This window comes from Candidatus Saccharimonadales bacterium, from assembly GCA_035317825.1.
Classification (GTDB): domain Bacteria; phylum Patescibacteriota; class Saccharimonadia; order Saccharimonadales; family Saccharimonadaceae; genus DATHGB01.
Map to the genome: position 1 here is coordinate 45,614 of DATHGB010000009.1, position 26,154 is coordinate 71,767.

Here is a 26,154-nt window from a genome sequence, read left to right on the forward strand (position 1 = left end):
TCCTATTCGTTTGTATCTTCTGCGAGAATTTCAAAAAGGCCAATCAGATCTTCGCCGATCTCTTTTGCCTCGTCATATGATATTGCCCTATTCTGTTCACGTCCTAATATGAGCTGAAGTGATTTCACTCTGTCTTCTGCGACAGGTTGACCTACTATTTCATATACCATGCTATTTCTACTATCCATCTACGTATAATTATACTATACGTCCTCGTATAGTTGCAATATATAATATGCCTCAATTCGTTGTACTATCAACCCCCATAGACGCATCTAAGTTATACTGGATTATGTGAGATCATATACAGAAGACGAGATTAGAGAAATTATTCTAAACCCATATTATGCGATTAATTTTAGAAACACTTTATTTGTAAATAGCAGCCCTCAATTTGCTAAAGAGGATTGGGTTTTAAAGAATGCTGACCTTATGAATAAGATAGGTATAAAGACATGGCTGGAAAAATTACTGGCTGTATTGTCAGAGGATGCGCCATTAGGAGAAATTGATTCTGTCATGAATCCTGTATCTGCAATAACTATCGCAGATACGTATAGAGGCGTTCACGAGCCTATTGTTACTCCTAGCATGTGGGTTGAAGCAAACCAAAAATCGATCGAAGATTCTGGTAGTGAATCATGGCTATCGAGATTCTTAGATGCCCTACAAACTCGCTCTGAAAACGACAAGAACTAAGAAACATTTACTCTAAACTTAGTTTATTATCGTAATTAAACCTACTTTATCTCTTTTACCTCTATATATTACCTTTTCTTTTCTCCCTTCTTAATATATAAATATATAGAAGATGATATTAATAATTTGCTTATAGCTCCTACCTTGTCATGAATACTAATACCGCAAAATACAGACTGCCTTTAAATAACAACCAAACACAAGTTCTAGAATTACTATATAAGTTTAGATTTGGTAGTAGTGATATTATTGCTCGTTATTTTGACAAGCCGAGCGGAGCTTTTGTTTTTAAACGTATGAAGATATTGGAAGAGCAAGGCTATGTTGCTAAGCGCTATGATGGAAGCTATCGAATTCAAGGCAAGCCCGCAGCGTACTATTTATTACCCGAAGGCGCACGCAAACTACAAGAAGATAAAAAAGTCCAAGAGTCCACAGCCCGCATCAAAGCAATTTATAAAGACAAAACCGTGTCCGAGCAATTCATACAGGAATGTCTAGATATTTTCGATATTTATATCACGCTGCGATCACACAACTCTGGCATTAAGTTTTTTACCAAGGCATACTTAGGTCACGAAGATTATGACTACTTTCCGCATCCACTTCCTGATGCATACATGAAGCTCCAAGATGGAAAGCATTACTTCTTGCAAGTACATCATGAGCATCAACCATTCTTCGTAGCAACACGAGCTGTCAAACGTTATTTGGATTATTTTGAGAACGGTGCGTGGGATGATACGGGCACAGATTTTCCAGTGCTTTTATTCATTGTGGATAGTAGCTTGGTTCAAAATAGAGTTCATAAACTGCTGCGCAAGCAAACGAACGGCTTAAAAGCCTACACAGCTCTGAAAGACGATATCATGAATAACGCAGACGGTCGCGTGTGGCGTGATGCCGACGAGCCTGATGATGTTTACTCGTTAGATCAGCTAAAAAGCCTAGAAGCTGTAGAATAGGCATATGGAGACTTTCACTAATATCGTTAACTGGTACGCTCAACAGAAGAACTATTCTGATTTCATAAAAGACGTTCTTTTTGCGGTAGGAATAATTGCGACATTATATGGATACTTCAAATTTTTAAAATTCCTCACACAACGAGGAGCATTAAACAAACGCTTAGAAATGGAAAACGATGCCAAGATGTATAAAGAAGTACAAGGCGGCCTAAAGGCTTTTGTCGATAGCTACAAAGACGCCACTTCGAAAAATCGTCGAGATATAGCAATTAAGCTACTATATATCAAAAACTATCCTTATAAGCTCGAAAACGATGGTTATAGTCAGATGCTCTATTATTACTTTCTATCCGAAGGCCACCAAGCAAGTGGCTATATATCGACTACAGGCTTATACGTAATGGGGTATTTAGGGCACTTTAGCAATGCAATCTACTATAACTCCAAAAGCGAAAAATGGTTTATTGATAAAGAGGGTCTCAAATTCAGGAAGTATAAACAGCTCAAGCATAAGCAACTCGTAAAACGCATACCTTTTGCAAACATACTAGGCTATGACTTTAATTCAGATTGGGCAGACTACAACGAACCTGTTTTCTACACCAAGTACAAATACTACAAATGGAAATTATATGCCGATGACTTTGAAGCCGTTACTGTCGAAGAGGAATATCACCTTGCAAATAAAGTACACTTAAAAAAGAACAAACGCAAAAAGCGAGTTATCAAAACTCTGCTCCGCAGGATAAAGCATAAATTTACGATGCTATCAGTGTACAGAAAACGTCGCAAACACCTTAAGACTTTACGAACAAACAGTAAAAAGTAGCTAGTATTAGTTTGATATGATAGAGATAGCAAGTAGCGTGAGAGGTAATAAAGAAAATGAAAAATGAAAATCCGACAATCTTTTATTCATGGCAATCCGACCATACTAAAACACGATACTTTATCGAAGCGGCACTTCGAGCTGCTATTAAGAATCTCGCTGAGAATCCGGATATTGAACTAGCGCCGCGCTTTGACAAAGACACTCAAGGTAAAGTTGGGTCAATTAATATACCTACAACTATACGAAAAAAGATTGACCTAGCTGATGTCTTTGTTGCTGATATGACCTTAGTTGATGAAGGCAAATCAGGTCGAGCAATGGTAAATCAAAACGTCATGTACGAACTTGGATACGCCGCCGGGAAACTATCTGATGAGGCGACGGTCGTCCTGCTCAATTCGGACTTAGGTGGTAAAAAATTACTGCCATTTGATATCGCACAAAACCGTGTCGTGGACTTCTCACTTGAAAATGACAAAAAGGGTGAAAAACTAACAAAAACACTCGAAGGTATACTCAAGGAGCATTTACAAGATATCAAAGCAAAATTAGAGTCCGTTCAAGCTGAGTCTATTCAAGATAAATTGGTAGATGCGATCGAAAACAGCAAGCCAGCACGACGTTTGGCCGAGACATACTTCACCAATCTTTATGGAGACATAAATAAAATTTATCCGGGGAGATATAAATATGGAGAAGATAGCGGCGAGTACTACGCTAAAATCGTAGAAGCCTATGAAAAGACCTTACCTGTCATTCAAGAGTTCTACCAGATCATTAGTATGGCAACGGAATATAAGAAGGAAGATGTTTTACTCGCTGCATACAAGAAGCTAGAGAATTTATCAAAATACTTCGATGTCCTCCTTGACGATATAGGGGGATTGAGTGAGGCATCGAAAGAGTATCATGGTCTTGTCGTGTATGAGCTTGCTTCGATAATAGTCGGTAGCGCTGCTAAGGAGGATTGGTGGTCTGTTTTGCCAACACTTACCTCCCAGAAGTTTAAGCGGGGCAATAAACTAGACAAGCCGATTAGGCTAGAACGATTACGTCACTTTCCGCAAGGAGTTGAGGGCTTTATAAAGAAGCAAAATATTCGCTCAATTAGTATCCTGATCGAGAAACGCCATTCTTCTGACGATGACTTACTCCAAGCGTATATAGATGGTTCTTTATTAATGTGGTTCTTGGTAGATAGTACATCTTGGATGGTCTACCTTTTAGTTGACGATGATTATAGTCAACATTATCAACCACAATTTATTAAGCTATTCAAGAAGCCTTCATTTGTAAAAACCCTATTCCAAGCAAGCGACTGTACCACGTTAGATGAATTTAAGGACAGGGTTTGGGCATATATACAGAAAAGTGTAACTGGTTGGCCTGATGGTAATATGGCCACTATGTTTGCATCTGAAGATATAAAAACAAGAGAAGATATCGGTTTTCAAAATCAAAAGGTGGAATTACTCTGAAAACATGGTAAGATCTGTTGTCTCCCCAGATTGAACACCTAAACCTAATTTCTTTCGCACCATCACGACATCGAGGGTTGGTATATTGATTGCCCTAAGCAGTTCAAACTCTTCACCTTCAACAAATGCATCCTCACTTTGACCCATCCACACAACCTTGAAGCTAGTTGGCATCTCTTTAGTTCTACATAGAAAAGACATGTCTAGTCCATCCATGTGCGGTAATAATTTGCGGTGTAAATCTTTCCAGCTCGTTAAGTGCATATCTCTGTCTAAGCGGCAAAGAATCGAAGAATCTTTTGGGTAGGCTTTTTTAGGACTAAGCTTGGTGTGCTTCAGAAACTCTACCACATCATCATCAGAGTATTCTCCTAATGTAACAATTTCAAGATCATGCTCGCCAATAATTCTATTTTTACCGTCTTTTGCTAATACAAGCTGCATGATGTATGCGTCAGGGGTATTGTCATTAATGTGTGGGTTTTTGATCCATCGCTCCTTGTGGTCTTGTATCGTACATGCTAAAGCAAAAACTCCAGCACAGAATATCTCTGTTACTTGTTTTGTTGATTCATTGCTAAGTTCGTCTTTTCTTTCCATCAGATAGTACAAGGTTTCCCGTATGGCCTTTTGGGGAGAAAAGTATATGTTCGGATCTCTTGTAGAATTTAATTTGATCTTAGGTTTCATACTTTAATAGACTAACATTATTGAGATAGACATAGTGGGTTGGCTATACTATCTAAGAACTTGCATCTTGCTTGCAAGTGCAAGTTGATCCGTTTTCAAGGAAAACGGATTTAGTTGGGGATTTTGCGAGTCTTTTTACGACCTGGCTCTTGAACGACTGCTTTAGGCTCCTTTGATTTCGGCACATTATCGTTAGTATTAAACTTGGTTGCATAGTTATGCCGCGAAGCCTTGATGATATTTTTTGCCATACTAATATCGGGGTCTTGTTCAACTAATAAGGTTTCTCCGGAGAATGCTTCTTGTATCTTTGTTGCGGATATGCGAATGTAAAAGTTAAATTGAGGAAGACTGATAATATCACCCTCTTCTAAGTAAGGTTGAAAGTATGGTAGCAGTTTTTTCTCATCCGTGGGATTGCCAGATCGGAAACTAATCACGGTACCGACATTGGCAAGAATAATATCGACCATTCGGTAATCGTCCTGCTGTGAAGTGCTTTGCTCTGCCATTGTAAGGTAGAGCCTGTATTTACGCGCTTCAGATAGCATTTGGACAAATGAGGATGTTGCAAAGTTTTGGAATTCGTCAACATACAGATAGAACGGAATACGACTTTTTTGCGACAGCCGCGCACGTCTCAGTGCTGCAAGCTGTAATTTAGCAAGTACAGCAATACCAAATAGCTCCGATGTATCCTCGCCAAGTAAGCCTTTTGAGAAATTACAAATGAGAATCTTACCGTTAAGAATTTCGTCGAAGTTGATCGTAGATTTTGGCTGCTCTAAAATACGCTTTGCCGACGCAGAGAATAAGAAGCGTCCAATCTTGGAGGTGATACCGGCAACCATTTTGACCTGTTGCATACCACCCGCTTTGCCCATCTCGTTTCGCCAGAAGTTCTTAAGGTCTTTATTATCAAGCTTGCTGACGACCTTCTTTCGATAAGCTGGATCATTGAGTACATCGTAAATAGTAAACAATGTCGCATCTTCTACGTTAAGCGCCGTATGTATGGCATTACGAAGGACGTATTCGATACGATGGCCGCCACTGTCATCTTCGGAAAATATCTTACGGAATATCGATATAACGGATTCGGTCACAAGATCTCGTTCACGTAGTGCATTCTCCTCGTCAAGTCCCGAAGTCAGTTCAAGTAAGTTGACACCAACCGGGTACGATAGATCATCAGGATTAAAGTAAATAACATCCTTTTCACGCTCTTTTGGAATAGAATGAAGCAATGATTCGGCTAGATCACCATGAGGATCGACGATCGCAACGCCTTTGCCGTTTCGGATGTCCTGAATTAATCCATACTCAAGCATGGTGGTTTTACCATTTCCTGTACCACCAATAATGAAGATGTGCTTCTCCCGCTCTTTTGCAGTCAAGCCAATGTCGGTATAGATGCCACGATGGAAATTACGACCGAGAACTATGTCATAGTCAGTATTGTTAACTATAGACAAAGGAGGTGCTAGTGTGCGGCTCAACGACACGACAAGATTATCTGCCGTGGTGTGACTTGCTGGAAAATGATAAAGGTTGGCCAGCTCTAGAGACGAGAATACGTTGGAGTTACGCACTATCAGTGATGGCATACGATGAGTAAACGCCCACTCACGATAACGACCACGTAAGGCTTGCGGAAAGTTATAGCGAGTTGTAAGACTTTGTACCTTTGGAATACTGAATGATGCAATGGCGGATTCGACACCGTGCAGACGTTCCTCTTTATCTTTTGAGCTGGTAGCGACAACGCGAACCCTTAGTTCGGAGCGGAAGAGGTGGCCGTAGCCTTTATTGTGTGTTGCATCAGATACCTTATAGAATTCGTGATAGCGGTCAACAATTGCCGCCATATTGCGAACACGTGCGGGTGAGATAACGAGTTGCAATGTTACCTGTTCATCATCGGAAAGTCTATTCATAGCGCCTGCAATATAGGCAATCGGGTCATGTTGCTCAAATGTAGCGAGTGTCCGAATCGGTAGCGCAAAGTGTTTTGTTTGCTTAAATTCTTTTACTTTTGTAAAAGCATTCCTTTTCAGTAGCGGATCATCGATTCTTTTAACACGCGAGCCACTCAAGAAGGCGGCTATACTCCGCTCGATTGCATCAGCTTCTCGTTCACTTGTCCCGATGACATACCGCACTCCCTCTCTGCGAGTTGAGATTACCTCCAGCGAAAATATATTATTACGACGCAAAAGTTTGTACTTAAACTTCTGGGTTGCGCCTGCACCATGGAGAATGTGAAATAGTTGTTCTGTTGCCTCAGGCGTTTTACTTGCCTCATGCGATGGAGTAACTTCAATAAAGATCTTCTTCTGTTTGTAGATTCGTTTAAGATCAACAAAACGGATATACGCCATAAAGAGAAGGAGTATCAGGAGTACGATAGCACCAATTACTAAATAAGTAATCAATGCTTCATTACTGCCTAATCGTAAAATATGTTCCATAAAATTAAGTCCTTGGTGGTGGGTTACCGATCATAAATACGCGCGGGTTAACAGGAATGTTCGCAATCTTAATCTCGAAGTGTAGATGGGCACCATGAGCCCAGCCTTCTTCTCCCTCAAGTCCTATGATGTCACCGGGTTTTACAGGCTGTCCAACTTGTACCTTATGAGAAGACATATGCGCATAAATTGAAGTAATCCCGAAGCCATGATCAACAATAATGCAGTGCGAGCCGCAACCTGCAAGAACATTATCGCCAGCCTTAATAACCTTACCTTGCATGAAAACTGTTACAGCAGAGCCAAAACCACCATCAATATCAATACCACTGTGGGCTACCTGGTATGGTGGATTAGGATCTCCAAACTCTTGTGTTACCACTCCTCGGATTGGCCATGTCGTTGTCGCGTCCATGGTCGTTATAAGCGTTCCCTTAGCGTCGCGAACCTCGACTTTGTGCGTTACGGGATCAACAGAAACCAATGCATCTGACGCGCCCTGAACACCGTTGTTAAGCAGTCCGATGGTAGCAAATATAGGTAGGAGAATTATTGCCACAATTACACCAATAACAATACCGATCTCCTGACGGAATGAGTATACGGTCATTGCTACGCGGATGTATTGCATATTAGTCGTCTCGCTTAGCGAGTGTCTCCAATGGATTAGTCGTAATAAGTGGGTGTTCTTCTTCCGAAGCGGTGACATGAAGTGAGACATGTTGCTGGTCGGCAATAATTAGTGCATCACCTCTATCACTTGTGAGAAGATACGACTTTTCATAATCACTAAGTCGGAATTCACGGGTGACTTGTTCAATGGTAGTCGTATCTTGCCGCATAAGAATACGAAGTGAGCTTTGCGATGCAATAGCCCGGCCGTATTTGTCGGATAAGAAATCATTTGCTTGTTGGGTAATGATCGAGACACCAAGTCCGTACTTACGTGCACGGCGTACCAGTCCAGCAACAAAGCGAGCTGTTTCCTCATGCTCAAGAAGCATCCAGCCTTCATCAATAACAAGCATTCGCCGTTGAGGATCTTGTTTAACGGTATTTTGTACGAAATTTGCGACGATCATCATCATGATTTGGCGAATTGAATCAGGTAAATCTTTGATATCAAAAACCACAAGTCGGTTTGTGAGATCAATATTTGTCTGGTAGTTCAGTACATCCGCCATCGTACCAGTGAGATACTTCTCAAGACGCTCACACAGATCCGCCTCTTTCATTTTCTTCAGCTGCTTGTAGAGATCCTCAAGAATAGGAGACTTCTTCGCTTTATAAACGGCAAGGATAGCCTTATCAAGAGCTGCTTTTTCCGGAGCACTTAGACCGTCAACCATTAAGGCGATGACATCAGTTAAATCTTGAGCGTGTGCAGATACCTGTTCGGAGCTGCGAGAGGTAGTGGCCATATCAAATGGGTTGATCTTTTGTTCTGATTGAGCCGACAACTTAATGTAAGAACCACCGACTGAACTTGCAAGATTCTGGTATTCCCGTTCCGGGTCAATAACAATCACTTTTGTACCTTGCATGAGCTGACGAAGGATCTCTACTTTAGTCGTATAGCTTTTACCGCTACCGGACTGAGCAAACGTGATGCTGTTCGCATTATGCAAACTAAAACGATCAATAATGACCAGTGAGTTGTTTGAGTTATTAACTCCGTAAAGAATACCGCCTGGTTGGACAAGCTCCGATGACACAAAAGGAAAGGTTAATGCTGCTGTTTCGCTATCCAGATTACGGCGCTGCGCAAGAACGTTCTCACCACGCGGAAGAGTAGATTGCAGACCTTCGATTTGTTGATATTGAGCGGTTTTAATATAAAACAAACGAGCGCTCAATGAAGATTTTAAGCTATTCGTAATATCGTTCAACTCTTCTAATGAGCTACCGATAAGTGTTGCATAAATAGAAACATGAAAGAGCTTTTGCTGACCACGACGAATAGCATCGCGCAGTTCCATAGCTGAATCGAGAGGATCAGTAAGTTCGGAGCCGATGATACCGCCATCTCGTAACTTGGAACGTTTCATAGACTCTAATTGCGTAATCTTTTTCTCGAGCTTTTTAAGAGCTTCATTTGAATCTGCTTGCTCAACATGATATGACACGTCAATATCGTGGTTTAAATGTGTAAGTGAATCAAGCCAACCTACTTCAGCGGTAAATGGATAGCCCGATAGAAAGATAGTGCGGCGAAATTGACCATCAATAATGAGGTGATCAGGCTGTTCTTCCATTCCGGCATACGAAATAATATCCATTGGATCTTGTTCGCCAAACGAGAGCGTGTGCTGCTTTGGCTTTGCATCGCGTTCGCGCTGAATTTCTTTGAATTTAGTGATAGGATTTGCTAATTTCATAATGCTCCTTAAAGGTAATTCCTTTGTAGCAAGTCAATGGTTTGTTGTGTGAGAGGCTGCTGTTTCGCGTCGGCTGCATTATACGAGTTATAGAATAAATCCAACAGTTCAAGGCTATTCAGCAGACGGGTCTTAATCCCTACATTTCCGAGCCCCTTTTCTGCGATAGCAAGTCTGTTGGCTAATTGCTCGCGAGCAACTTCGATATTTTCCTTACTTTTAGTCTGATATGGAATGATGATGTAAAACTGTCTAGACAGAATTTTATTTGTCTTCACGAGGGACTTTACATATTTCGTGTAGCCATCGATTTGATTCTTATATACATCGACTTTCTCTTTATCTTTTTTGTCTTCAAAACTTTGGAGATAATCATCAAGGTCAAGTGCACGAACTTTCTGGACGATCTGAATTGGAAATGAAAGCGAATTAAGAAAAGCTTTGTAGATATCTACTACCGCATCTTGCTCATCTTCACTCATCAAATGAAAGTTAATGGATGAGGTTTCTATAATAATTCGGTATTCATTATTCGGGAGGATTAAGACACTGTCTTCAACACCTTTTATGGCTATTTGATGACGCGATGAACCCTTCTTATTTAACTTCGGTAATGTGAACATTGAGCTCTCCTTTCTTTCCAATCTCAAATTTCATTCCAGCCCTCGTATCAGTTGCAAATTGTTCCAATCGAACGAACTCTTTAGGTGAAATATTGCTTGTGGTGATAATTTGCTTTTTAGTTGACTGAACCTCTACGACCGTCTCTGAAATTACTTCTGTTGTATCTGTGTCACGTAAATAAGTTGAGTTCTTGTCATAGACATAGTAGAGCGGACGAGCACTGTAGATGACAAATAATTTAAGCCACTGAGCAACGATTCGATCTTTAATACGGATTGCCAGTGAGCCACAAATAATGAATAGGCTGATGACAATAACTATTTTGTATGTAACAAACTGTCCTGATGGTGGAAAAACGAGAGCAATAATAAATCCAATAAGGATAGGAATACCGAGAAGCATCGCCTGTTGAACAGAAACATTTCCGGCAATTTTATCTTCAACCGTAGTGATTTGAGCAGGAACAATAGATATTCTCATTATTTTTTACCTTTCGATTTTCTAATAGGTTTTTCGGTCATATTAACATTCGGTTTTGTAGCCCCGCCCGATACGATAACTTCACGTTGAGAGGCTTTCTTATCCGTTAAAGCGGCGGCGGCTTTTCGTGGAGATACTTGACGCGTCTCACCCGTAGCTAACGCAGTACTCGCAGACATAGTAGGCCGAGCACTAGAAACGGCTGGGCTACTCGTTCGGGTTGCTGACACACCTGGCTTTACGGCATCTGCCTTTTTAACAGAGCTTGCAACATGGCTTACGCCTCGTACAAATGTATTGCCAAGTTTTCGCATTCCTTGACCGCCAGCACTCATCATAGTTAGCTGATTCATTGTTCGGTTTGTAGAGAGTAGGACAGAAAGCGTAGCAATGACGAGTAATGACGTCATCATGGGATCACCCTCTCCCTTCATTAAGCCAGAGAAGAGAGAGACCGCGAGCATGAGGACGACTACTTGTACGAACAATACGAATATTGTTGTTATGTACATTTTTGCCGCAGACACCGCGAAATCTCTAAAACTTGGAAGTAGCCAGAGCAGCGCTATGAGTGGCGATAGCACGGCACCAATATAGAGAATAATGATACGTTTAAGGTAATAGATAAGGAGCATTATTGCAAAGATAATAGCAACGACTATTAATAGAAGAACGCCAATGTTAGTGCTGGCTAGTGCCGCAGTTGCAATAAGACCACCTAACGCTGCCCATATGATATCGTTGGACATTCCAATTAACAAAGCTTGAATCATTGCATTTGAAACAGTGATGATGGCATCAATCGCAAATATTGAGACATTTGCGATTATAAAGACAAGAACGATCTGAGGGATGATTGAGCGAATATCGACGTCTTCAAATCCCACTACCGACGAACTCATTATTCTAAATCCGATAAGCCCAATAACGAGCAAAAACAAGACATCTGCAATAGCTACTATCACCACCCATAAATTAAAGACGGCTCCATTTTGCGCCATAAGAGGGGTAGCTGTCGTAAACTGCTTCAGAGCACCTACAATCGGCTTGCCAATTGACTGAACAATGCCGCTCATAAACCCAGCAATACTTTGATTCATTACCTCACACAATGGACAGTTACTTTTTACTTCCTGGACTTGAGTTTGCACAATTGGTGTAGGCTGTGAGGTCTTCTCGTTATAGGCACCCTGCATAATCGCTACGAGTGCCCCTGCACCTAAAACAACTACGAAACCAATGAATGCATTTCGTAATGTTTTCTTTGCTCGTTCAAGCTTTTCGGGATTACCCGCACTTGTCATGTAATAATAGCCGCCAAATACGACGAACAAAATACACAAAACAGCTGCTACGGTAATCATAGTAGAGAATAGAGGTGAAATACTTGATTTCAACGCTTCAGATGCGGCCTGTGCGTCCGCGAAAAATAGCAGAGATGTCGTCACTTTTTAGCTTCCGAATGAAGATTTTGCTATACCCGCAACGAAGTCAACAATAACATACGCTGCTAGAACTATTACAAGACCGACTCCTGAATACAGAAGAGTCTTCTTCGCTTTATCTAGTTTCTCTGGATGGCCAGAGCTTGTAATGTAGTGGAAGCCACCAATTACCATAAAAACAACCGCTACCGCACCGGCAAGACCGACAAGTGTCTTAACAATATTTTTAATAAAGTTTTCTGTTTGCGTTGCACCGTCTATGGCCAATACTGCATCCGCATTAAATAGCGCCGCTACGATACCAATAACCCCAACAATTAGGATGAAGTTCCTAATATTCTTCATTTCTTATACTCTCCCTTTAAATAAATCTATTATATATATCGTAACAGATTATACGTTAAAGGAAATATATATTTTAATATGGTTATGCTAATTGGCCGATAGCTTACTAGTAGTAATCGGGACAGTTTTTAGTGATATAGTCACTAACGCGCACCTGCGAACCGCTGATTCCAAGTTCTGTCGAAGTCGCTTTTGAGGGATCATTTATAATCGTCTCATAGCCCTTAATGATTAGAGATGTGTCTGAATGTATTTCGCTCGGCGCTACATCATCCATTTTTTTCACCGAACTTAAAAGCTGCTCCATACCAGTATCAGGATCAAAACTACCTTTCTGTTCTTTCGCCACACGACAGAAACTAGCTACTGATCGTTCGGGTTTAGTGAGAAAGAAGATACTGACAATTGCAATTAAAACTAACACCCCGGCACCTGCAATAAGCATCAATTTTTTCTTGTCTGATAAAAGTGACGAATTCTTATGAGTATTTTGTTTGTTCTCCATATTAGCTCCCGAGTATGATTCTATTAATGTTTCGTTTCGTGTAGTTTCAGATAGTAGGCCAGTGGATCGTCAACTTTATGGCCTAGACCTACCCAATTCGGAAATACTTCACGTTGAATAAGACTGTCGTTGAGTATGGTTCGTACCTTTCCTTCGATCGTTACTTCACGATCTATAAGTCCTCGTAAATATGTGCGTGTAGGATATTTCTTGAAGTAGTCGATATCTTCTATCAACTTAAGTAATTTAAAATAAACTTCAACTATCATCATTCTATAAATATCTTATCAGTTTGGTTTGTATAAAGACAAAGATGAAATAAAAAGACACTATTAGTGTCATCTCGGCGGTAGAGCGAGGAAAGTATTTCCATAACTACGATTGTCCACCACAACAACTCCCGTTCGGTAAGATCCTCACTCGTACCTAGGGTGATAATAGCATAAGTATCATGAAGTTTGTAGCTATAAGTGTCTCAAAATTGACCAATGCTCATTTTCCTTATATTCTACATGCAAGAAAGAAGGGTGATAAAAACCCCTACCAATATGAAGACACCCATCTACGACCCGAAGCCTGCCGAAAAGCTTATCGACAAACACCAAGCACTATCTTATCCCTATGAGTGCACTTTTGGTGGTGCAGATCTCATCATTACCGAAGGCGTCTTTTGCCCCACACTGACTAATGCCTCTCCGCTATTACTAAAAGCAATCGATTTCAAGTCGGACGAACGAGTGCTTGATGTGTTTGCCGGAAGCGGGGTCTTTGGTATTATCGCGGCCTTGCACGGTGCAGATGTAGTAACAGTGGATATAGCGGCCGAAGCTGTCGCTTGCACTACTGTCAATGCATCCCTTAATGGCGTGAGTGACAAGGTCGATGCTCGTTTGGGTACGATGCAAGATTGCATTGACGGAAATGAGACGTTTGATCTCATTATCGCAAATCCACCGCTTTTACCAGGTGAACCTTCGGATGCACTCTCGGCAGCACTTTTCGATCCGGGCTTGCAGGCCACGATTGATTTTATAAGGTCGCTTCCTGCCCACCTTGCTAAAAACGGGCGTTGCTATTTGACTATCTCGGATGTGTTAAGTCGTTACGGGTATGATATCGAAAGTCTTTGTACTAAAATTGATATGACAGCCTCTCCCACCGTTGAGACAGATCTAGGCTATGAGAGTTATGTGGTGTATAAAATAACTCACCGTTAATCTTTTAACTCAACTTGAACAGTCTCGACAATAGTATCTCCAATATTCTTAACCTCATGGGAACTTTCGACAGACGACGTGACTTGACCTTCCGACAAGTCAATATCTACAGAACTACCATCAGGCTTTGTGAAGCCGAGCTTACCCGCAGACAATACATAGTTAATATTTCGGGGATGCCAGTGCATTTTAGCCTCATCTCCGGGCTTCACAGATACTTTCAGCACGCGTAGCTTGTCATCTTCAAATAAAATAGCGTGCAGATGAGGTGCAATATTTACTGCATCATCCGGGTGTTCGTCTTGTATATTCATATACAAAGTATAGCGTAATGAAGATGTCCGCTCAATGGCATGAACTAACGATTACTCAATTAAATAATCCGTGTAACCCAAGTTAATTAGTGGTTAATGTAAACATTAGGGTCCACACCCATTTCCTTAGATCGGTAATCTTCAATCGTACCATTTTCAGTAGCATTAATGACTTCATCGACAACTTGCTTGCGCTCTTCATCTAAGCGATGTAGGAATTGCTCGCTCACAGGTGCCTGCTCGTCGTTGCGTAGACCCCATGCCATCATTTCGGCAAGTACAGGCAGTAGCTCATGTCCTTTGTCGGTAATATGGTATACATTTTGATTCTTGAGTACTTTATCTTGTTCCTTGGTGATGAGTCCGGCGTTTTCTAAACGATTCAGCCGGTCCGCAAGTATGTTGGGGGCTATTTTTTCTCGTACTGCAAAATCACTAAAGCGGGTGACATTGTAGAACAATAGGTCACGTAAAATAAGCAGCGTCCATTTATCACCAAATAAATCTAGCCCGAAAGCAATCGGGCATTCAGAACGGCGAAGAGTAAGTTTGGTTGACTTTGACATTACATAGTTTATTATAACAATCTTGCTTGCAAAATAATAGTAAGATATTTATACTTATGCCAAGACAGAATAATTAAAAAAGGAGTACGTCATGGAATTAACGATTAACTGGTTGGCGGTTGCAGCCGCAACAATTATTAGCATAGCCACTGCTTATGTATGGTATAGCCCAAAAGGATTTAATGATCCTTGGACTAAGATCACAAAGGTTACAAAGGGGGGAACTACTCCATTTGTACTCCTTTTTGTGACAAATTTCATTACGGCACTTGCTCTTACTGCGAGCATCTCTATTGCGGCGGCTTACTTCAAGAATGATTCAGTCTGGCTTGCTCTAGGAGTTGGTGTTGTATTGTGGCTATCATTTGCAGCCGCAACGTTACTGCAACATAATGCTTTTGAGCACAAGCCATACAAGCTCACACTGATCAATACTGGATATGAATTCACCATATTTATTGGAATGGCGCTGGCTATTGGATTAATAGGTAGCTAAGAAACGCCTGGATCATAATAAAGATTTCCAAAGAACTCGCTCGGAAAACTACACTTGGTGCTACGTATGAAATTAGAACTAAATTGTTTTCTCGACACTAGTCCGTAGAATCTAAAGTCTGGTTGAGGTTTGTTCTTTTGTTTTCATCTCTATTATTTTAAGCACTGTAGAGTTTACAGATACTTTGATTAGTTTTTCAACTCAACCTGAATTGTTTTAACAGTAATATCGCCGGTATTTTTAACACCGTGTGAACTTTCGACAGATGATTAGAACAGAGATGGCGGTGGCTTTTACCTCATTTGCAAACAAGGCGAAGCACATGTTCCGCCAAAGTCACGAGATTTGCTTGGAAAGTTAGCTACGGCGCTACGTATAGAGCGTAAATAGCATATGCCTAGCCATGATATAATTAAACCTAATGTTTAAGAAATACGCAGCTATTGTCGGGGTACTTCTAATAGGGTCTACTTTTAGTTTTTCTCACATATACACGCCCCTAGCTACGCAACAATCCATACATCATTCATCCTCTGAACAACATCCAAAAGGCATAGACTGCAAGACAAGTTGTCAGGGTGTTTTAAAAGATAAGAAAAATAAACTTAGTCATATAGATCAGAATGATGATAAATTTCCTGATTTTGCCTGGCCGTCAGGTATCACTCTCGCGACGATCGGAGTAGGGATTCTTAACCCTGATACACTCCTTCAGCAAAGCAGCTGGAAACCGCCAGATATTATCCTTCTGAGTGGTCAATATTCTACGAGTCTATAACTCACCATCTTTTAAGTAATTAACATTTATTAAAAGGGGTCTTTAGGTGAAACGTAAATATATTATTGGAATTATTCTGGCCATTCTTGTTATCGGTATTGGTGCTTGGTATGTCATTACAGATATTCAATCATCACAGAAAAACAAGCAGGAAACAGTTACCGAGGAATCATCGACAGGAACTGAAGATATGCCGTCATCAATGCCTGGAATGGATCACTAGGATACATTATGGAAAAGCATAGTGAAGCAGAATCGAATCAACAGCGAAAGCGGAGTAGCCTTACTCGGAATGTAAAGGTTGCACTCGTTGTAGTCGCAGCAATCGTGGCTATCCTGCTATCTTACGTAGCCTACATCTACTTCGCTTCACCTGCCGTTGTACGTTCTCCTAGATTAGAACACTACCACTTCCGTATGCAGATAGTAGTAAATGGCAAGGCAGAAAACTTCGCGGACAAGAAGTACCAGACGGGTTACATCAAAGACCAATGTAACGCCAACTTGCCCGAGCAACCTATTCACTTTCACGATAATAAAGACCAATTCACGCATATCCACTGGGAAGGCATGACTGGTGGCATGGTTTTGAAGTACTATGGTTGGAATTTTATTGGCGGTATGAATAACGCACTAGGATATAAGCTTGATGATCTAAGTGACATTCAAGAAGTAACAACGCACGGAAGCTACTTACCTGATAGACCTAAAGATGCCAAGTTCTATATCTATACAGGTGATGAAAATAAATACGAAGAAAAGAATTTTGATGATTTTACCTCACAAGATCTTGAAAAGTTTTTCGGTAAAACAAGCAATTTACCCGCCCACGAGATCAATCAGAAGCAAGCCAGCCTGTTAGATAAAATGTTTCCCACGGTATCAGCACATGGCGGCGTCGAAGACGGAAACGACGGTGAAGCAGGCGAAGAAACTGAGCAAGAAAAGCTAACTCGTATCAACAATCTGATCGGTAACGTCGTACTCTTTGTGCAGAAAGGCAAACCAACCGATCAGCAGATTAAAGATCGCTTTAATAACCTAGAACCACTGAGTGATAGCACATGTGGAGGATAAAGGAATGAAAGATCAAAGCAACCATCTGAGGATTTTTTGGCTACCCCTCATCCTTTTGATCATACACAGTATTGACGAAGTAGTAACAGGATTTCCTAATTGGGCAACGGAATATTTTGGAACGACAACACTTCCATTCTTTATCTATACCCACATACCAGTACTGGTACTCGTCTTCCTGTCGTCCTTCTTTGCTGCAAGGAATAAAGGTGGTGAGTTTTGGCGCATATTGGCAACAGCATGGGCTGTGCAGTTTGTGGCGAATGGCTTATTTCATATTGGGACAAGCATCATATCGAAAGAATTTACCCCTGGTATTCTTACAGCGGTATTACTGCTTCTGCCTTTGTCTTTTCTATTCATTCGCAGAGTTCTCAGTAGCAAATTATTATCTAAAAAACAATTCTACCTATCTTCCGCTATAGGCATAGTACTTTATACTCTTGCAGCTATAAGTCTTTCGTTTGAAGGTTCAATTGACTGGATGTTAAAGACATGAAATGAGAGAAATTGCACATGTGGAATAACCTATTAAATTTACAAGGAGAAAAATATGGAAAATAAACGTTTACTAATTATCATAGGTGTTATCATAGTGGGTTTTGGAGGCTTGGTTGCACTAACTAAATTGAACGCGACTGAAACGAAAAGTAATGGCTCTGATAATCTTTACGGCAAACTAGATAGTCCAGTGCAGTTGACTGAGTTCGTCGACTTTCAATGTGAGGCGTGTTACGCGTTCTATCCAACTGTTAAAGCAGTTAAAGAGAAATACAAAGACCAGGTGAAATTTCAGGTGAAGAACTTCCCGATCTCTTCAGCTCATGCTAACTCACTTGCTGCGGCAGCCTCGGCTCAAGCGGCGGCAAAGCAGGGTAAGTTCTGGGAGATGCATAACCTACTTTTTGAACGTCAAAAGATGTGGGAAAATGACACAAACCGCGATGAAGTCTTTGCTTCTTTTGCGAATGAGTTGAGTCTAAATCCAGACCAATTTAAGAGTGATGTCGCCAGTAGCGAAACTCGTGCAACTATTAACGCTGATCTCGATGAAGTAAAACGACTAGGGGGAGATGGAACACCGACCTTCGTGCTTAACGGCAAGAAGATTGATAATCCAGAGAACTCTATCGAAGCCTTCTCTGCCATGCTCGACAAAGAACTCGAAAAAGTACCAAAAAATTAGTTTAAAATTCTAGTAGCTCATTGTATGGCAATAGTACATTGTTTGGTGTACTATTGTGCTATGGAAGTAATAAAGAACAGTGAAGTCCTTGCCCGTTTCGGCCATGCCATTTCAGACCCGACACGCGCGCGTATTCTATTAGCCCTACGTACAGCTCCTGGTTATCCTGCTGAACTAGCCGCTACACTAGACGTATCTAAACAAAGCTTGTCGAACCACCTCTATTGCCTGAAATGCTGCGGTTTAGTGATAGCTACTTCCGAAGGAAGACGAACTCGTTACGAACTATCGGATATAAAACTTTCACACGCCCTAAATGATCTTTTAGGAGTCGTTCTTGATGTGGATTCTGCATACTGCTTGAATGATGAGAATAATAATGGAGAGAAAAAATGACATTTAAGAAAACGCATAGACTCGGCCTAATTCTTTCGTATATTACCGTGGGGTATAACGTAGTGGAAGGTATTGTGTCCGTTATTCTAGGAGCAATGACAGGCAGTATTGCGCTTGCCGGTTTTGGACTCGATAGCTTCATTGAGTCTATGTCTGGTAGTGTTATGATCTGGCGACTTCGCAAGCACGGCAAGATTAGCGAGGAAGAGGAGGAGGAAGTAGAAGCGAAGGCTGCAACTCTCGTGGGTATCACTTTCTTTATTCTCGCGGCCTACATTTTATTTGAGTCAGTAATGTCGTTAGTGACGCCCGAAGCCGTAGAGCCAAGCTTATTCGGTATTGTTATAGCTGTACTTTCACTTATTATCATGCCGGGACTTGCGTATTTAAAAAATAAAACTGGTAAGGCAATCGGTAGCCACAGTCTTGTGGCAGATTCTAAACAGACTCTCGTTTGTATTATGATGTCAGTCGCCCTTCTCGTTAGCCTCGGTGCCAACTATTTCTTTGGTATTTCGTGGCTTGATCCTATTGCAGGCTTGTTCTTTGTTGCTATTCTTATTAAAGAAGGTTACGTTGCCATTAAATATAAGGATCTTTGTTAATGAGTCACGATCACGATGCAAGTCATAGCGAAAAAGGCATAAAGTTTGGTCTATTACTCAATACGGCGTATACAATTGTCGAGTTTGGCTTCGGTATTTTTACAGGAAGTCTTGCCCTTATTGCAGACGCCTCACGTAACTTAACTGACACTCTTACATTAACTATTTCATTTGTCGCTAATAAGATTGCTCGCCGTAAAGCAAATGATACAAAAACGTTTGGCTATGGCAGAGCTACAATATTAGCCGCGCTTCTAAACTCGGTGATCATGCTTGGCGTTGCGGCTTTTATTGTTTCAGAAGCCATTCAACGGCTCTCACACCCTCAAGAGGTAGAAGGCGGGATCGTTGCCATGGTGGCGTTAGTCGGTATTGCCGTAAACGGGTCAATCGCATATATCCTATATAAACAGCGGAATGATTTGAACATGCGTAGTGCTTTTATTGATATGGCATTTGATGCTCTCTCGTCGCTCGGTGCGGTTATCGCTGGTCTCGTTATCCTTTTCACGGACATACAGTGGATAGATAGTGCGGTTGGTCTTTTGATCGCGGGATTGCTAGTTTACAATACGATAAAAATTATAAAAGAAGCTGTCGGAATACTACTTGAAGGCACGCCGAGAGGCGTTGAGATGAGCTTGGTTAGTGATGTCATCTTAAAAACTGAGGCTGTCCTGCGGGTAGATGATATGCACATATGGGCAATACGATCAGGTTACAATGCTTTAAGTTGTCATATTGCTATTGATGAAGCGCAACTCATCAATAGCCGAAAAATTGTTGAAGAAGTAAAAACACGTTTATTGAAAGAGGCTAATATTCATCATGCGACCATTGAAGTCGAGCTTATGGAATGCGAAACGCATACTGAACACGAAAAACATTAAGAAGAGTTTTCACCCTAGAACCAAAGTCTCATTTCTAGAGACACTATGGATACTGGCATATATGGCGTGTATTAGTTGGATACTCTATATCTCGTACGTGAATACTCATATATAAAGTTCTATAGCTGCCAGACTTCTGCGCTAACGGTCTTATTGCCGTAATTAGCAATATGTAACACTAACTCATAGTCCTCTCCATCATCAAGACGTGTCACTTGCGTAACAATTGCGTCTGGCTCTGGATCAGGGCTTATATGTATTGCAAAACCTTTTGGTGGATTGTGGTCATTAAATGTACCAAGAGATACGCGTGGCTGTTCTTTCGACTTTACCTCGACCATACTAATCGGATATGCATCATCTGGTGTACTTGTCGTAGAGTGCATAAACTGAGCCATCTCCAGTTTTGATCTTAAATCGGTTGATGATAAAGCTTTTTTTGATGTGTGCGACACTATATACTTATCCTTCTTACAATTTCATTTTATAAGTAGTACTACTAGTACGACTTATATCTATAAATGAGTGTACAAGATTATCCTAACTATGACTAGTAGTCACTGTTACTACTAGTACCGATTGCATAATCTTAAATAAATGAGTAGACCAAATCAAGAAGATAAGCACCTAGCAGCATTCGGTAAAAGAATAGCGGCAATTCGTCGTGCACAAAAGTTGACGCAAGAGCAGCTTGCCGATAGAACTTCACTTGCAGCTGATACGATCAGTGCGATAGAACAGGGAAGACGTTGGGCAAGGCTAACTACACTTCATACCCTTGCAAAAGGATTAGGCGTTAAAGTGGATGAATTATTTAAGGGTCTATAGATAGGCTAACTAGTAGCACTTCTAGCATCGTGATAAAATATACATACACGGATAGCGTAAACAGAAAATAATCAGTATGGCTAAAGCAAAACAATCACATGAAATTTTATATGAAGCCCGTCATGAAATGGCTTTAACTCAAGTTATAGTCGCAAAAAAAGCTGGCATAAGCACAAATACTTACGCCAGGATTGAACGTGGAGAACAGCAGCCAACTGTTTCAACCTTACGAAAGTTATCTAAAGTTCTTAACGTGAGTTTATCTAAGCTACTAGAGGCTTAGCCTTAATATTGTCACCATCTGCTATTAGGCTGCTATTTCTAGATGCTTATCGAGCTTTATAAAACTTATCATTTGCGCTGCTAATTGTTCAGATTCAATTCGACGCATTACTTCACAACTATCATTCTGCGAAAGGATGTTTAAGCTTCCTTCCCATAATATCTCTCTATCTATAATTGCGAGCTTTCTATGGTGACCGCCCGTAAATAAAATGGAAACACCAGCACCTTGCAACAAATCTATAGAAAGTTCTGCTTCTCGTTGCATGTGACCTTCTTGTTCGAGAGGATCGCGGGTGTTAACTATAATCTTTAACCCATGTCTTTTTAACTTTGCGAGAGCAGGAAGAATCATTGAAACACGTCGCGTAGTCAAAAATGGACTTTCGATGATGACTTCTTTTTTGCTTCGAGATAAATCTTTTATGAAACCATCATAGAATGTTGCATTGTCGAAAAGTTGAGAAGCAGCTAGATTAGAGTCTTGAGACTTATTTCGTCGAAGATTGCGAAACATCGTCATCCTCCTCATCTAGCAATTTTCGTATCTCTAAAATATCCGATCCCTGTTTGGGTTCTTCAAAAGTTCTATTCCAGAACCTTCTCCCCAGCCATGAGATTATTACAGATACGAGAATTCCCAGCGATGGGAGTTTTTGATTTCATTTATAGTTCCTACCTCTATTAATAAGGGTTCGAATCCCACATACCTTCTTCGACGACTGATGCAGAAGGTAATTTGCCTTATAGTTAAAATAGTATGAAAATTAGAGAGAACCCAAGAATACTAGACTCGAAAAAGAAGTTAGTTAGTCTATGGTAACTTGCACTATCTGAACGGAATCAAAATAAAAAGATTCAAGAACGTGTAGCTACAGAGGTAGCTCGACATACGGGAGTAGTGGAATTTGAGCATACTGAGGAGGACGCTTATCAAGCTATGGTATTGCAATTTTTATGGATGGATCATATGGACCAAAGTCATCCCGATCAAGACGAAGAATGGGATAGATTAGCTGACATGCTACATAAACTTCCAGAGTATAAAAATTAAAATCGAAGCTTGCTGATATAGAGCAATTTATAGAACCCGAATCTTCTGAGCTAATTCGTGAGTTAGCTCACTGGCATTATTTGGAGATGTTTCTAATTCTCCCGCAATGGTCATGATCTCTGCGAGAGGGTCGTCATCTTGAAGAGATCTTGCGTAATCAGTAGCCATCATGCCCGCGATAGTGTATGCAATTTGGGGAGTTAATTCTGGATTATCAGCTAGGATAGACAGCAAACTTTTTAAGTATAACGTCAACTCTGATCGCAGTGCAGCTGCGTCATGATTTTCATATAGATTATCGTATATTATTTTAGTTGCTTCATTCATTATTGTAATAGTAACACTCTAAAGTAAAAAACGGACAGTTTTTCCAACCGCTGGCTTGCGGAGGTAGTCGTGTCCAGGACTTGTCGATGTTTACCCGTTAGGGCATGTGACCGGCCTTGACGTCAGTCGACGTCGTACTCGCTGCCCTCGACATCACGGGCGTAGAGGTAGTCGGTCGTGCCGTCGGGGTTGTCCTTGTGCTTGACGTGACCGTGGGCGGCTCCATCCTCCTTGCCGGAGTTGAAGTACGTGTTGGTCACGGTCGGGTCATCGCGCTGGGGCTTGTCCTGGAAGGACGTGGAGTTCATCGTTCCACCACTCGAACGTGGCGGTCGGGGCTCCCGACGCTTCTTCGGCCTGCCACCGTAGAACTCGGGGTGAGCGGCGCGCCCACCGTGCTCGTCAGCCCAGGCCTCGTTTCGCGCGTTGTTCTCTGCTGACCACAACATCTCCTCAAATAGAGGACGTATCTGCCAGAATTGCGCAGATAGGCGAGCAGGACTGCTCTAACCTATATTAAGGTATATAATACATCACTCTGATCTGTCAATATAAAATTGCGTATTAATAAACTATGTTTCTATGTAAATAAAGTTATTGAGCATTATTCAGAAGTCGGACAATTGTAATATGTTTGGAATAAGATGCCGCGTGAATTTAATACTCCAGAAGAGCTATGTACAGCTCAAGTAGTCTATTCGGATTATTACAGGCTGCCTGATTCTTCGAAACTGATATAGACAATTATAGTCGTGGCTCGCTTTGAATAGGGTTTTAATCATAGTAATCCTCGACGAGGATAACTCGGTCTTTATGATACACAAAACCCAACTTATCTAATCGCTTTGCAACTAGGATGAAATCATCTATCGAGGGGTGCCAGTTGAGAGACTTACCGCCAGCCATGAGATTATTACTGAGGTAAAGACGTTTGAATTTCAACGTCTTTATTTTTTACTTTGTTTTCCTTATCTGGTGGATAGGTTCGAATCCCCGCCCCAACATACTGAACCATTAATCTGCAATTTCAGAAGTACGTCCTCTAAAATCAGGCTGTAGCATAAGTTCTTTCTGACTGATAAAATAACAGTTGTAAACACAAATAAAGAATGTGGGAGATAGTAAAATGGGAAAAGTTATTATTCATGCGACCATAACACTTGATGGCTTTATGGCCGATACTAACGGAGGTGTTGACTGGATGTTCGGCTTTTCATCTGTGGACGAAGATGAAGAGGCCGTCAGTAAAGTCATGGAAGAATTAGGCGCCGTAGTCGGTGGCGCGAACAAGACACAGACTATCGAAGAAGGTGAAGAACCTTATGGTGGTATGCTGAAGATTCCGGTATACGAAATGACCCATGAGGCGCATGAACCGGTTAAAAGAGACGGCGTAACCTATACTTTTATCGTTGATGACATTACGCACGCAGTCGAAGCGGCCAAAGCCGCCGCCGGTGATAAGAGCGTAGCGCTTTTGGGAGGTAGCATCTCTCGGCAATGCCTAAAGCTTGGCCTAGTAGATGAAATCCAATTACACGTAGTACCTCTGCTGCTGGGTGACGGTATTTCATTATTTGGCGGGCTCGGAGAGCGTATTAAGTTGGAGCGGCTAGAAACAGCGGCCTTTGCGAGCGAAACCCACCTACGATACCGCGTCGTTAAGTAATTGCAACTTCTGATATGTCAGGAGCAGGCTCGGCCGAATGGTGCTCCAATTTCGGACTATATGACCAGCCAAGATTATTCAATGAAAAAAGATGTCCAAATTTGGACATCTTTTTGTTATTCGTGTTCTTGTAACTTCAGGATGAATGCCCGCTATTGCGCGTAGGATATTGACGGCCTTACGTCTTGTTCTTTAAGACCTCATAACGAATGTGCGTTACGAGACTTGTGCCACCAATCTCAATAGGTTTTAATCTAAGATCGGATATACCTTCAAATAATCGTGCTCCGGCACCGATTGTAGCAGGTACAATATGAAGCCATAGTTCATCAATAAAATGTGCAGCTAAATACTGATTAACGGTATTCGCACCCCCAGCAACTGCAACATTTTTATCTCCCGCAGCCTCTTTGGCTTGTCGAAGTGCTGATGCAATACCATCAGTTATGAAAATAAACTTAGTATCGCCTTCCATACTAATCGGTTCACGTGGCTCTTCGGACAGGACAAATACCGAGGCATGATACGGAGGATTATCGCCCCACCAACCTTTCCAATCGGCATCACTGCGTTTTTCTTTCGGCCCAAACATGTTGCTACCCATAATAAACGCGCCCGCATCCATAAGTCCGTCTAGCGCGGCTTTATGTTGACTGCCTTCCTTAAACATCCACTCATGAAGTAGGTTATCGGGAATATTACCAAAAGGCTTTTCAAAACTCTGATCGAGGCCCGCAACAAATCCGTCTAAGGACATTGTCATCCCACAAGTCACTTTACTCATCTTAACCTCCTGTTTGATAGCTATATAGATACATTATACCAGCTGCACAGAGGGAAGTTCGGATCGAAGCGCCGAGGGAGGTTTAAGTTATTTTCTGTATAGCTCTGGTGAATTCTATCACCATCCTCGTTGAAGGTTTTATTTCGTCATCGCTAAAGGTAAATTAACGAACTTCCTCTCCAGCCATGAAAAAATCCTGAGATCACATAGATCTCAGGATTTTTTCTAGTTTATGCCATAATATGAATATGACAACACTAAAAACTATTAAAGCTCTTGATGGATTTGATCTTACCTGGCTTTAGAGATTATTATTTTTCACCGTATTGTACTTTTGTTGCTGACATTGATGACAATAACCTAAAAGCTCAAGCTGGTGGGAGGTCATAACAAAGCCGCTTGTTTGACCAAGCTTTTCAATAAGTTTCTCAATCCCTTCCTCTTCTTTAATAGCGACCACGCGGCCACAGCCGATGCAGCTTATATGGTGGTGGTGCTCTAGAAAGATATCACTTAGCTCTAGCTTGTATTTCCAGCCAATATTAATCCGTCTTGCAATTCCGAGCTTCTCGTAAAGCTCAATGACCCGATAGACGCTAACTCGATCAATCTCTTTGGCAGACGCTGCCACCAAACCAGCGATAGTCATAGGCTCACTATCATGGAGTAGCTTAAAAATAAGCAGCCGAGCAGCGGTGATCTTATAGTGATTATCTTCTAATATCTTCCGCAGAAGTTTTTCTTCTTTCATGTAGCATTAGTGTAACACT

36 protein-coding genes are annotated in these 26,154 nt (G+C 41.3%); 17 read left to right on the forward strand and 19 right to left on the reverse strand.

Going from position 1 to position 26,154, the window contains the following annotated elements; translation table 11 throughout:
- Positions 1 to 2 precede the first annotated feature (2 nt).
- Positions 3 to 188: a hypothetical protein gene (locus tag VK497_01000; GenBank protein ID HMI08959.1), complete on the reverse strand. Its 186-nt coding sequence runs from the start codon at positions 186 to 188 to the stop codon at positions 3 to 5.
- A 106-nt stretch (positions 189 to 294) separates the two neighbouring features.
- Here VK497_01000 and VK497_01005 point away from each other — a divergent pair, with 106 nt between their 5' ends.
- From VK497_01005 to VK497_01020, 4 genes are all read left to right on the forward strand, one after another.
- Positions 295 to 699, forward strand: a complete 405-nt coding sequence (locus tag VK497_01005; protein HMI08960.1) for a hypothetical protein — start codon at positions 295 to 297, stop codon at positions 697 to 699.
- Between the two features lie 149 nt (positions 700 to 848).
- A complete protein-coding gene (locus tag VK497_01010) occupies positions 849 to 1,664 on the forward strand; it encodes a replication-relaxation family protein (GenBank protein HMI08961.1) in 816 nt (271 codons plus the stop codon).
- 4 nt (positions 1,665 to 1,668) lie between these two features.
- A complete protein-coding gene (locus tag VK497_01015) occupies positions 1,669 to 2,496 on the forward strand; it encodes a hypothetical protein (protein ID HMI08962.1) in 828 nt (275 codons plus the stop codon).
- 56 nt (positions 2,497 to 2,552) lie between these two features.
- Positions 2,553 to 3,977 (forward strand): hypothetical protein, encoded by a 1,425-nt coding sequence (locus VK497_01020; GenBank protein HMI08963.1) that lies wholly within the window; start codon positions 2,553 to 2,555, stop codon positions 3,975 to 3,977.
- Here VK497_01020 and VK497_01025 read toward each other — a convergent pair.
- From VK497_01025 to VK497_01070, 10 genes are all read right to left on the reverse strand, one after another.
- Positions 3,969 to 4,667, reverse strand: coding sequence for a hypothetical protein (locus VK497_01025; GenBank protein ID HMI08964.1), 699 nt, complete (start codon positions 4,665 to 4,667; stop codon positions 3,969 to 3,971). The genes VK497_01020 and VK497_01025 overlap by 9 nt on opposite strands.
- A gap of 110 nt (positions 4,668 to 4,777) precedes the next feature.
- Positions 4,778 to 7,138, reverse strand: a complete 2,361-nt coding sequence (locus VK497_01030) for a type IV secretion system DNA-binding domain-containing protein (GenBank protein HMI08965.1) — start codon at positions 7,136 to 7,138, stop codon at positions 4,778 to 4,780.
- A gap of 4 nt (positions 7,139 to 7,142) precedes the next feature.
- The gene (locus VK497_01035; GenBank protein ID HMI08966.1) at positions 7,143 to 7,769 is read right to left on the reverse strand and encodes a M23 family metallopeptidase; all 627 of its coding nucleotides are present in this window, start codon (positions 7,767 to 7,769) and stop codon (positions 7,143 to 7,145) included.
- A 1-nt stretch (position 7,770) separates the two neighbouring features.
- The gene (locus VK497_01040; protein ID HMI08967.1) at positions 7,771 to 9,516 is read right to left on the reverse strand and encodes an ATP-binding protein; all 1,746 of its coding nucleotides are present in this window, start codon (positions 9,514 to 9,516) and stop codon (positions 7,771 to 7,773) included.
- 8 nt (positions 9,517 to 9,524) lie between these two features.
- Positions 9,525 to 10,139 (reverse strand): hypothetical protein, encoded by a 615-nt coding sequence (locus tag VK497_01045; GenBank protein ID HMI08968.1) that lies wholly within the window; start codon positions 10,137 to 10,139, stop codon positions 9,525 to 9,527.
- On the reverse strand, positions 10,114 to 10,620 hold the full coding sequence (locus VK497_01050) for a hypothetical protein (protein HMI08969.1): 507 nt from the start codon (positions 10,618 to 10,620) through the stop codon (positions 10,114 to 10,116). The genes VK497_01045 and VK497_01050 overlap by 26 nt, the downstream gene beginning before the upstream one ends.
- Positions 10,620 to 12,068, reverse strand: coding sequence for a pilin (locus VK497_01055; GenBank protein ID HMI08970.1), 1,449 nt, complete (start codon positions 12,066 to 12,068; stop codon positions 10,620 to 10,622). The genes VK497_01050 and VK497_01055 overlap by 1 nt, the downstream gene beginning before the upstream one ends.
- Before the next feature lie 3 nt (positions 12,069 to 12,071).
- The gene (locus VK497_01060; protein HMI08971.1) at positions 12,072 to 12,410 is read right to left on the reverse strand and encodes a pilin; all 339 of its coding nucleotides are present in this window, start codon (positions 12,408 to 12,410) and stop codon (positions 12,072 to 12,074) included.
- A 106-nt stretch (positions 12,411 to 12,516) separates the two neighbouring features.
- Positions 12,517 to 12,915, reverse strand: a complete 399-nt coding sequence (locus tag VK497_01065) for a hypothetical protein (GenBank protein HMI08972.1) — start codon at positions 12,913 to 12,915, stop codon at positions 12,517 to 12,519.
- A 23-nt stretch (positions 12,916 to 12,938) separates the two neighbouring features.
- Positions 12,939 to 13,187, reverse strand: a complete 249-nt coding sequence (locus VK497_01070; protein ID HMI08973.1) for a hypothetical protein — start codon at positions 13,185 to 13,187, stop codon at positions 12,939 to 12,941.
- Between the two features lie 276 nt (positions 13,188 to 13,463).
- Between VK497_01070 and VK497_01075 the strand changes: the two genes are divergently transcribed.
- Positions 13,464 to 14,132: a methyltransferase gene (locus VK497_01075; protein ID HMI08974.1), complete on the forward strand. Its 669-nt coding sequence runs from the start codon at positions 13,464 to 13,466 to the stop codon at positions 14,130 to 14,132.
- On the opposite strand, the gene VK497_01080 is transcribed toward VK497_01075, so the two are convergent.
- Positions 14,129 to 14,446, reverse strand: a complete 318-nt coding sequence (locus VK497_01080) for a hypothetical protein (protein ID HMI08975.1) — start codon at positions 14,444 to 14,446, stop codon at positions 14,129 to 14,131. The two genes, VK497_01075 and VK497_01080, sit on opposite strands and share 4 nt — an antisense overlap.
- A gap of 86 nt (positions 14,447 to 14,532) precedes the next feature.
- Positions 14,533 to 15,012 (reverse strand): helix-turn-helix domain-containing protein, encoded by a 480-nt coding sequence (locus VK497_01085; GenBank protein HMI08976.1) that lies wholly within the window; start codon positions 15,010 to 15,012, stop codon positions 14,533 to 14,535.
- A 91-nt stretch (positions 15,013 to 15,103) separates the two neighbouring features.
- Here VK497_01085 and VK497_01090 point away from each other — a divergent pair, with 91 nt between their 5' ends.
- From VK497_01090 to VK497_01130, 9 genes are all read left to right on the forward strand, one after another.
- Complete coding sequence (locus VK497_01090) at positions 15,104 to 15,508, forward strand: DUF1761 domain-containing protein (protein ID HMI08977.1); 405 nt, start codon at positions 15,104 to 15,106, stop codon at positions 15,506 to 15,508.
- Between the two features lie 421 nt (positions 15,509 to 15,929).
- A complete protein-coding gene (locus VK497_01095; GenBank protein HMI08978.1) occupies positions 15,930 to 16,286 on the forward strand; it encodes a hypothetical protein in 357 nt (118 codons plus the stop codon).
- A 46-nt stretch (positions 16,287 to 16,332) separates the two neighbouring features.
- Positions 16,333 to 16,509 (forward strand): hypothetical protein, encoded by a 177-nt coding sequence (locus VK497_01100; protein ID HMI08979.1) that lies wholly within the window; start codon positions 16,333 to 16,335, stop codon positions 16,507 to 16,509.
- A gap of 8 nt (positions 16,510 to 16,517) precedes the next feature.
- A complete protein-coding gene (locus tag VK497_01105; protein HMI08980.1) occupies positions 16,518 to 17,363 on the forward strand; it encodes a hypothetical protein in 846 nt (281 codons plus the stop codon).
- A 4-nt stretch (positions 17,364 to 17,367) separates the two neighbouring features.
- Positions 17,368 to 17,862: an HXXEE domain-containing protein gene (locus tag VK497_01110; GenBank protein ID HMI08981.1), complete on the forward strand. Its 495-nt coding sequence runs from the start codon at positions 17,368 to 17,370 to the stop codon at positions 17,860 to 17,862.
- A 54-nt stretch (positions 17,863 to 17,916) separates the two neighbouring features.
- Positions 17,917 to 18,549, forward strand: coding sequence for a thioredoxin domain-containing protein (locus VK497_01115; protein HMI08982.1), 633 nt, complete (start codon positions 17,917 to 17,919; stop codon positions 18,547 to 18,549).
- Between the two features lie 60 nt (positions 18,550 to 18,609).
- Entirely contained in the window at positions 18,610 to 18,945 is a 336-nt protein-coding gene (locus VK497_01120; protein ID HMI08983.1) for a metalloregulator ArsR/SmtB family transcription factor, read from the forward strand.
- Positions 18,942 to 19,550, forward strand: coding sequence for a cation transporter (locus tag VK497_01125; GenBank protein ID HMI08984.1), 609 nt, complete (start codon positions 18,942 to 18,944; stop codon positions 19,548 to 19,550). Before VK497_01120 ends, VK497_01125 begins: the two co-directional genes overlap by 4 nt.
- The gene (locus VK497_01130) at positions 19,550 to 20,440 is read left to right on the forward strand and encodes a cation diffusion facilitator family transporter (protein HMI08985.1); all 891 of its coding nucleotides are present in this window, start codon (positions 19,550 to 19,552) and stop codon (positions 20,438 to 20,440) included. The genes VK497_01125 and VK497_01130 overlap by 1 nt, the downstream gene beginning before the upstream one ends.
- 119 nt (positions 20,441 to 20,559) lie before the next feature.
- On the opposite strand, the gene VK497_01135 is transcribed toward VK497_01130, so the two are convergent.
- Positions 20,560 to 20,826 (reverse strand): hypothetical protein, encoded by a 267-nt coding sequence (locus VK497_01135; GenBank protein HMI08986.1) that lies wholly within the window; start codon positions 20,824 to 20,826, stop codon positions 20,560 to 20,562.
- Between the two features lie 211 nt (positions 20,827 to 21,037).
- Between VK497_01135 and VK497_01140 the strand changes: the two genes are divergently transcribed.
- Both VK497_01140 and VK497_01145 read left to right on the forward strand, forming a co-directional pair.
- Positions 21,038 to 21,268: a helix-turn-helix transcriptional regulator gene (locus tag VK497_01140; protein HMI08987.1), complete on the forward strand. Its 231-nt coding sequence runs from the start codon at positions 21,038 to 21,040 to the stop codon at positions 21,266 to 21,268.
- 76 nt (positions 21,269 to 21,344) lie between these two features.
- Positions 21,345 to 21,551, forward strand: coding sequence for a helix-turn-helix transcriptional regulator (locus VK497_01145; GenBank protein HMI08988.1), 207 nt, complete (start codon positions 21,345 to 21,347; stop codon positions 21,549 to 21,551).
- Between the two features lie 24 nt (positions 21,552 to 21,575).
- Here VK497_01145 and VK497_01150 read toward each other — a convergent pair whose 3' ends face one another.
- The 3 genes from VK497_01150 to VK497_01160 all read right to left on the reverse strand — a co-directional run bounded on the left by VK497_01150 (position 21,576) and on the right by VK497_01160 (position 23,239).
- Positions 21,576 to 22,067, reverse strand: a complete 492-nt coding sequence (locus VK497_01150) for a phospholipase D-like domain-containing protein (protein HMI08989.1) — start codon at positions 22,065 to 22,067, stop codon at positions 21,576 to 21,578.
- Positions 22,068 to 22,631: 564 nt separating this feature from the next.
- Positions 22,632 to 22,931: a hypothetical protein gene (locus VK497_01155; GenBank protein ID HMI08990.1), complete on the reverse strand. Its 300-nt coding sequence runs from the start codon at positions 22,929 to 22,931 to the stop codon at positions 22,632 to 22,634.
- 122 nt (positions 22,932 to 23,053) lie between these two features.
- Entirely contained in the window at positions 23,054 to 23,239 is a 186-nt protein-coding gene (locus tag VK497_01160; GenBank protein HMI08991.1) for a hypothetical protein, read from the reverse strand.
- Positions 23,240 to 24,057: 818 nt separating this feature from the next.
- On the opposite strand from VK497_01160, the gene VK497_01165 reads away from it, so the two are divergent.
- The gene (locus VK497_01165) at positions 24,058 to 24,600 is read left to right on the forward strand and encodes a dihydrofolate reductase family protein (protein ID HMI08992.1); all 543 of its coding nucleotides are present in this window, start codon (positions 24,058 to 24,060) and stop codon (positions 24,598 to 24,600) included.
- A gap of 178 nt (positions 24,601 to 24,778) precedes the next feature.
- On the opposite strand, the gene VK497_01170 is transcribed toward VK497_01165, so the two are convergent.
- Together VK497_01170 and VK497_01175 are read right to left on the reverse strand one after the other, a co-directional pair.
- On the reverse strand, positions 24,779 to 25,384 hold the full coding sequence (locus tag VK497_01170; protein ID HMI08993.1) for a dihydrofolate reductase family protein: 606 nt from the start codon (positions 25,382 to 25,384) through the stop codon (positions 24,779 to 24,781).
- A gap of 301 nt (positions 25,385 to 25,685) precedes the next feature.
- A complete protein-coding gene (locus VK497_01175) occupies positions 25,686 to 26,135 on the reverse strand; it encodes a transcriptional repressor (protein HMI08994.1) in 450 nt (149 codons plus the stop codon).
- Positions 26,136 to 26,154 lie beyond the last annotated feature (19 nt).

Excerpts from the sequence above, each read along its gene's own strand:
- VK497_01000 (HMI08959.1), bottom strand. The coding sequence starts at position 188 with ATGGATAGTAGAAATAGCATGGTATATGAAATAGTAGGTCAACCTGTC.
- VK497_01010 (HMI08961.1), top strand. The coding sequence starts at position 849 with ATGAATACTAATACCGCAAAATACAGACTGCCTTTAAATAACAACCAA.
- VK497_01015 (HMI08962.1), top strand. The coding sequence starts at position 1,669 with ATGGAGACTTTCACTAATATCGTTAACTGGTACGCTCAACAGAAGAAC.
- VK497_01020 (HMI08963.1), top strand. The coding sequence starts at position 2,553 with ATGAAAAATGAAAATCCGACAATCTTTTATTCATGGCAATCCGACCAT.
- VK497_01025 (HMI08964.1), bottom strand. The coding sequence starts at position 4,667 with ATGAAACCTAAGATCAAATTAAATTCTACAAGAGATCCGAACATATAC.
- VK497_01030 (HMI08965.1), bottom strand. The coding sequence starts at position 7,138 with ATGGAACATATTTTACGATTAGGCAGTAATGAAGCATTGATTACTTAT.
- VK497_01035 (HMI08966.1), bottom strand. The coding sequence starts at position 7,769 with ATGCAATACATCCGCGTAGCAATGACCGTATACTCATTCCGTCAGGAG.
- VK497_01040 (HMI08967.1), bottom strand. The coding sequence starts at position 9,516 with ATGAAATTAGCAAATCCTATCACTAAATTCAAAGAAATTCAGCGCGAA.
- VK497_01045 (HMI08968.1), bottom strand. The coding sequence starts at position 10,139 with ATGTTCACATTACCGAAGTTAAATAAGAAGGGTTCATCGCGTCATCAA.
- VK497_01050 (HMI08969.1), bottom strand. The coding sequence starts at position 10,620 with ATGAGAATATCTATTGTTCCTGCTCAAATCACTACGGTTGAAGATAAA.
- VK497_01060 (HMI08971.1), bottom strand. The coding sequence starts at position 12,410 with ATGAAGAATATTAGGAACTTCATCCTAATTGTTGGGGTTATTGGTATC.
- VK497_01065 (HMI08972.1), bottom strand. The coding sequence starts at position 12,915 with ATGGAGAACAAACAAAATACTCATAAGAATTCGTCACTTTTATCAGAC.
- VK497_01070 (HMI08973.1), bottom strand. The coding sequence starts at position 13,187 with ATGATGATAGTTGAAGTTTATTTTAAATTACTTAAGTTGATAGAAGAT.
- VK497_01075 (HMI08974.1), top strand. The coding sequence starts at position 13,464 with ATGAAGACACCCATCTACGACCCGAAGCCTGCCGAAAAGCTTATCGAC.
- VK497_01080 (HMI08975.1), bottom strand. The coding sequence starts at position 14,446 with ATGAATATACAAGACGAACACCCGGATGATGCAGTAAATATTGCACCT.
- VK497_01085 (HMI08976.1), bottom strand. The coding sequence starts at position 15,012 with ATGTCAAAGTCAACCAAACTTACTCTTCGCCGTTCTGAATGCCCGATT.
- VK497_01090 (HMI08977.1), top strand. The coding sequence starts at position 15,104 with ATGGAATTAACGATTAACTGGTTGGCGGTTGCAGCCGCAACAATTATT.
- VK497_01095 (HMI08978.1), top strand. The coding sequence starts at position 15,930 with ATGTTTAAGAAATACGCAGCTATTGTCGGGGTACTTCTAATAGGGTCT.
- VK497_01105 (HMI08980.1), top strand. The coding sequence starts at position 16,518 with ATGGAAAAGCATAGTGAAGCAGAATCGAATCAACAGCGAAAGCGGAGT.
- VK497_01110 (HMI08981.1), top strand. The coding sequence starts at position 17,368 with ATGAAAGATCAAAGCAACCATCTGAGGATTTTTTGGCTACCCCTCATC.
- VK497_01115 (HMI08982.1), top strand. The coding sequence starts at position 17,917 with ATGGAAAATAAACGTTTACTAATTATCATAGGTGTTATCATAGTGGGT.
- VK497_01120 (HMI08983.1), top strand. The coding sequence starts at position 18,610 with ATGGAAGTAATAAAGAACAGTGAAGTCCTTGCCCGTTTCGGCCATGCC.
- VK497_01125 (HMI08984.1), top strand. The coding sequence starts at position 18,942 with ATGACATTTAAGAAAACGCATAGACTCGGCCTAATTCTTTCGTATATT.
- VK497_01130 (HMI08985.1), top strand. The coding sequence starts at position 19,550 with ATGAGTCACGATCACGATGCAAGTCATAGCGAAAAAGGCATAAAGTTT.
- VK497_01135 (HMI08986.1), bottom strand. The coding sequence starts at position 20,826 with ATGCACTCTACGACAAGTACACCAGATGATGCATATCCGATTAGTATG.
- VK497_01140 (HMI08987.1), top strand. The coding sequence starts at position 21,038 with ATGAGTAGACCAAATCAAGAAGATAAGCACCTAGCAGCATTCGGTAAA.
- VK497_01145 (HMI08988.1), top strand. The coding sequence starts at position 21,345 with ATGGCTAAAGCAAAACAATCACATGAAATTTTATATGAAGCCCGTCAT.
- VK497_01150 (HMI08989.1), bottom strand. The coding sequence starts at position 22,067 with ATGTTTCGCAATCTTCGACGAAATAAGTCTCAAGACTCTAATCTAGCT.
- VK497_01155 (HMI08990.1), bottom strand. The coding sequence starts at position 22,931 with ATGAATGAAGCAACTAAAATAATATACGATAATCTATATGAAAATCAT.
- VK497_01160 (HMI08991.1), bottom strand. The coding sequence starts at position 23,239 with ATGAACTCCACGTCCTTCCAGGACAAGCCCCAGCGCGATGACCCGACC.
- VK497_01165 (HMI08992.1), top strand. The coding sequence starts at position 24,058 with ATGGGAAAAGTTATTATTCATGCGACCATAACACTTGATGGCTTTATG.
- VK497_01170 (HMI08993.1), bottom strand. The coding sequence starts at position 25,384 with ATGAGTAAAGTGACTTGTGGGATGACAATGTCCTTAGACGGATTTGTT.
- VK497_01175 (HMI08994.1), bottom strand. The coding sequence starts at position 26,135 with ATGAAAGAAGAAAAACTTCTGCGGAAGATATTAGAAGATAATCACTAT.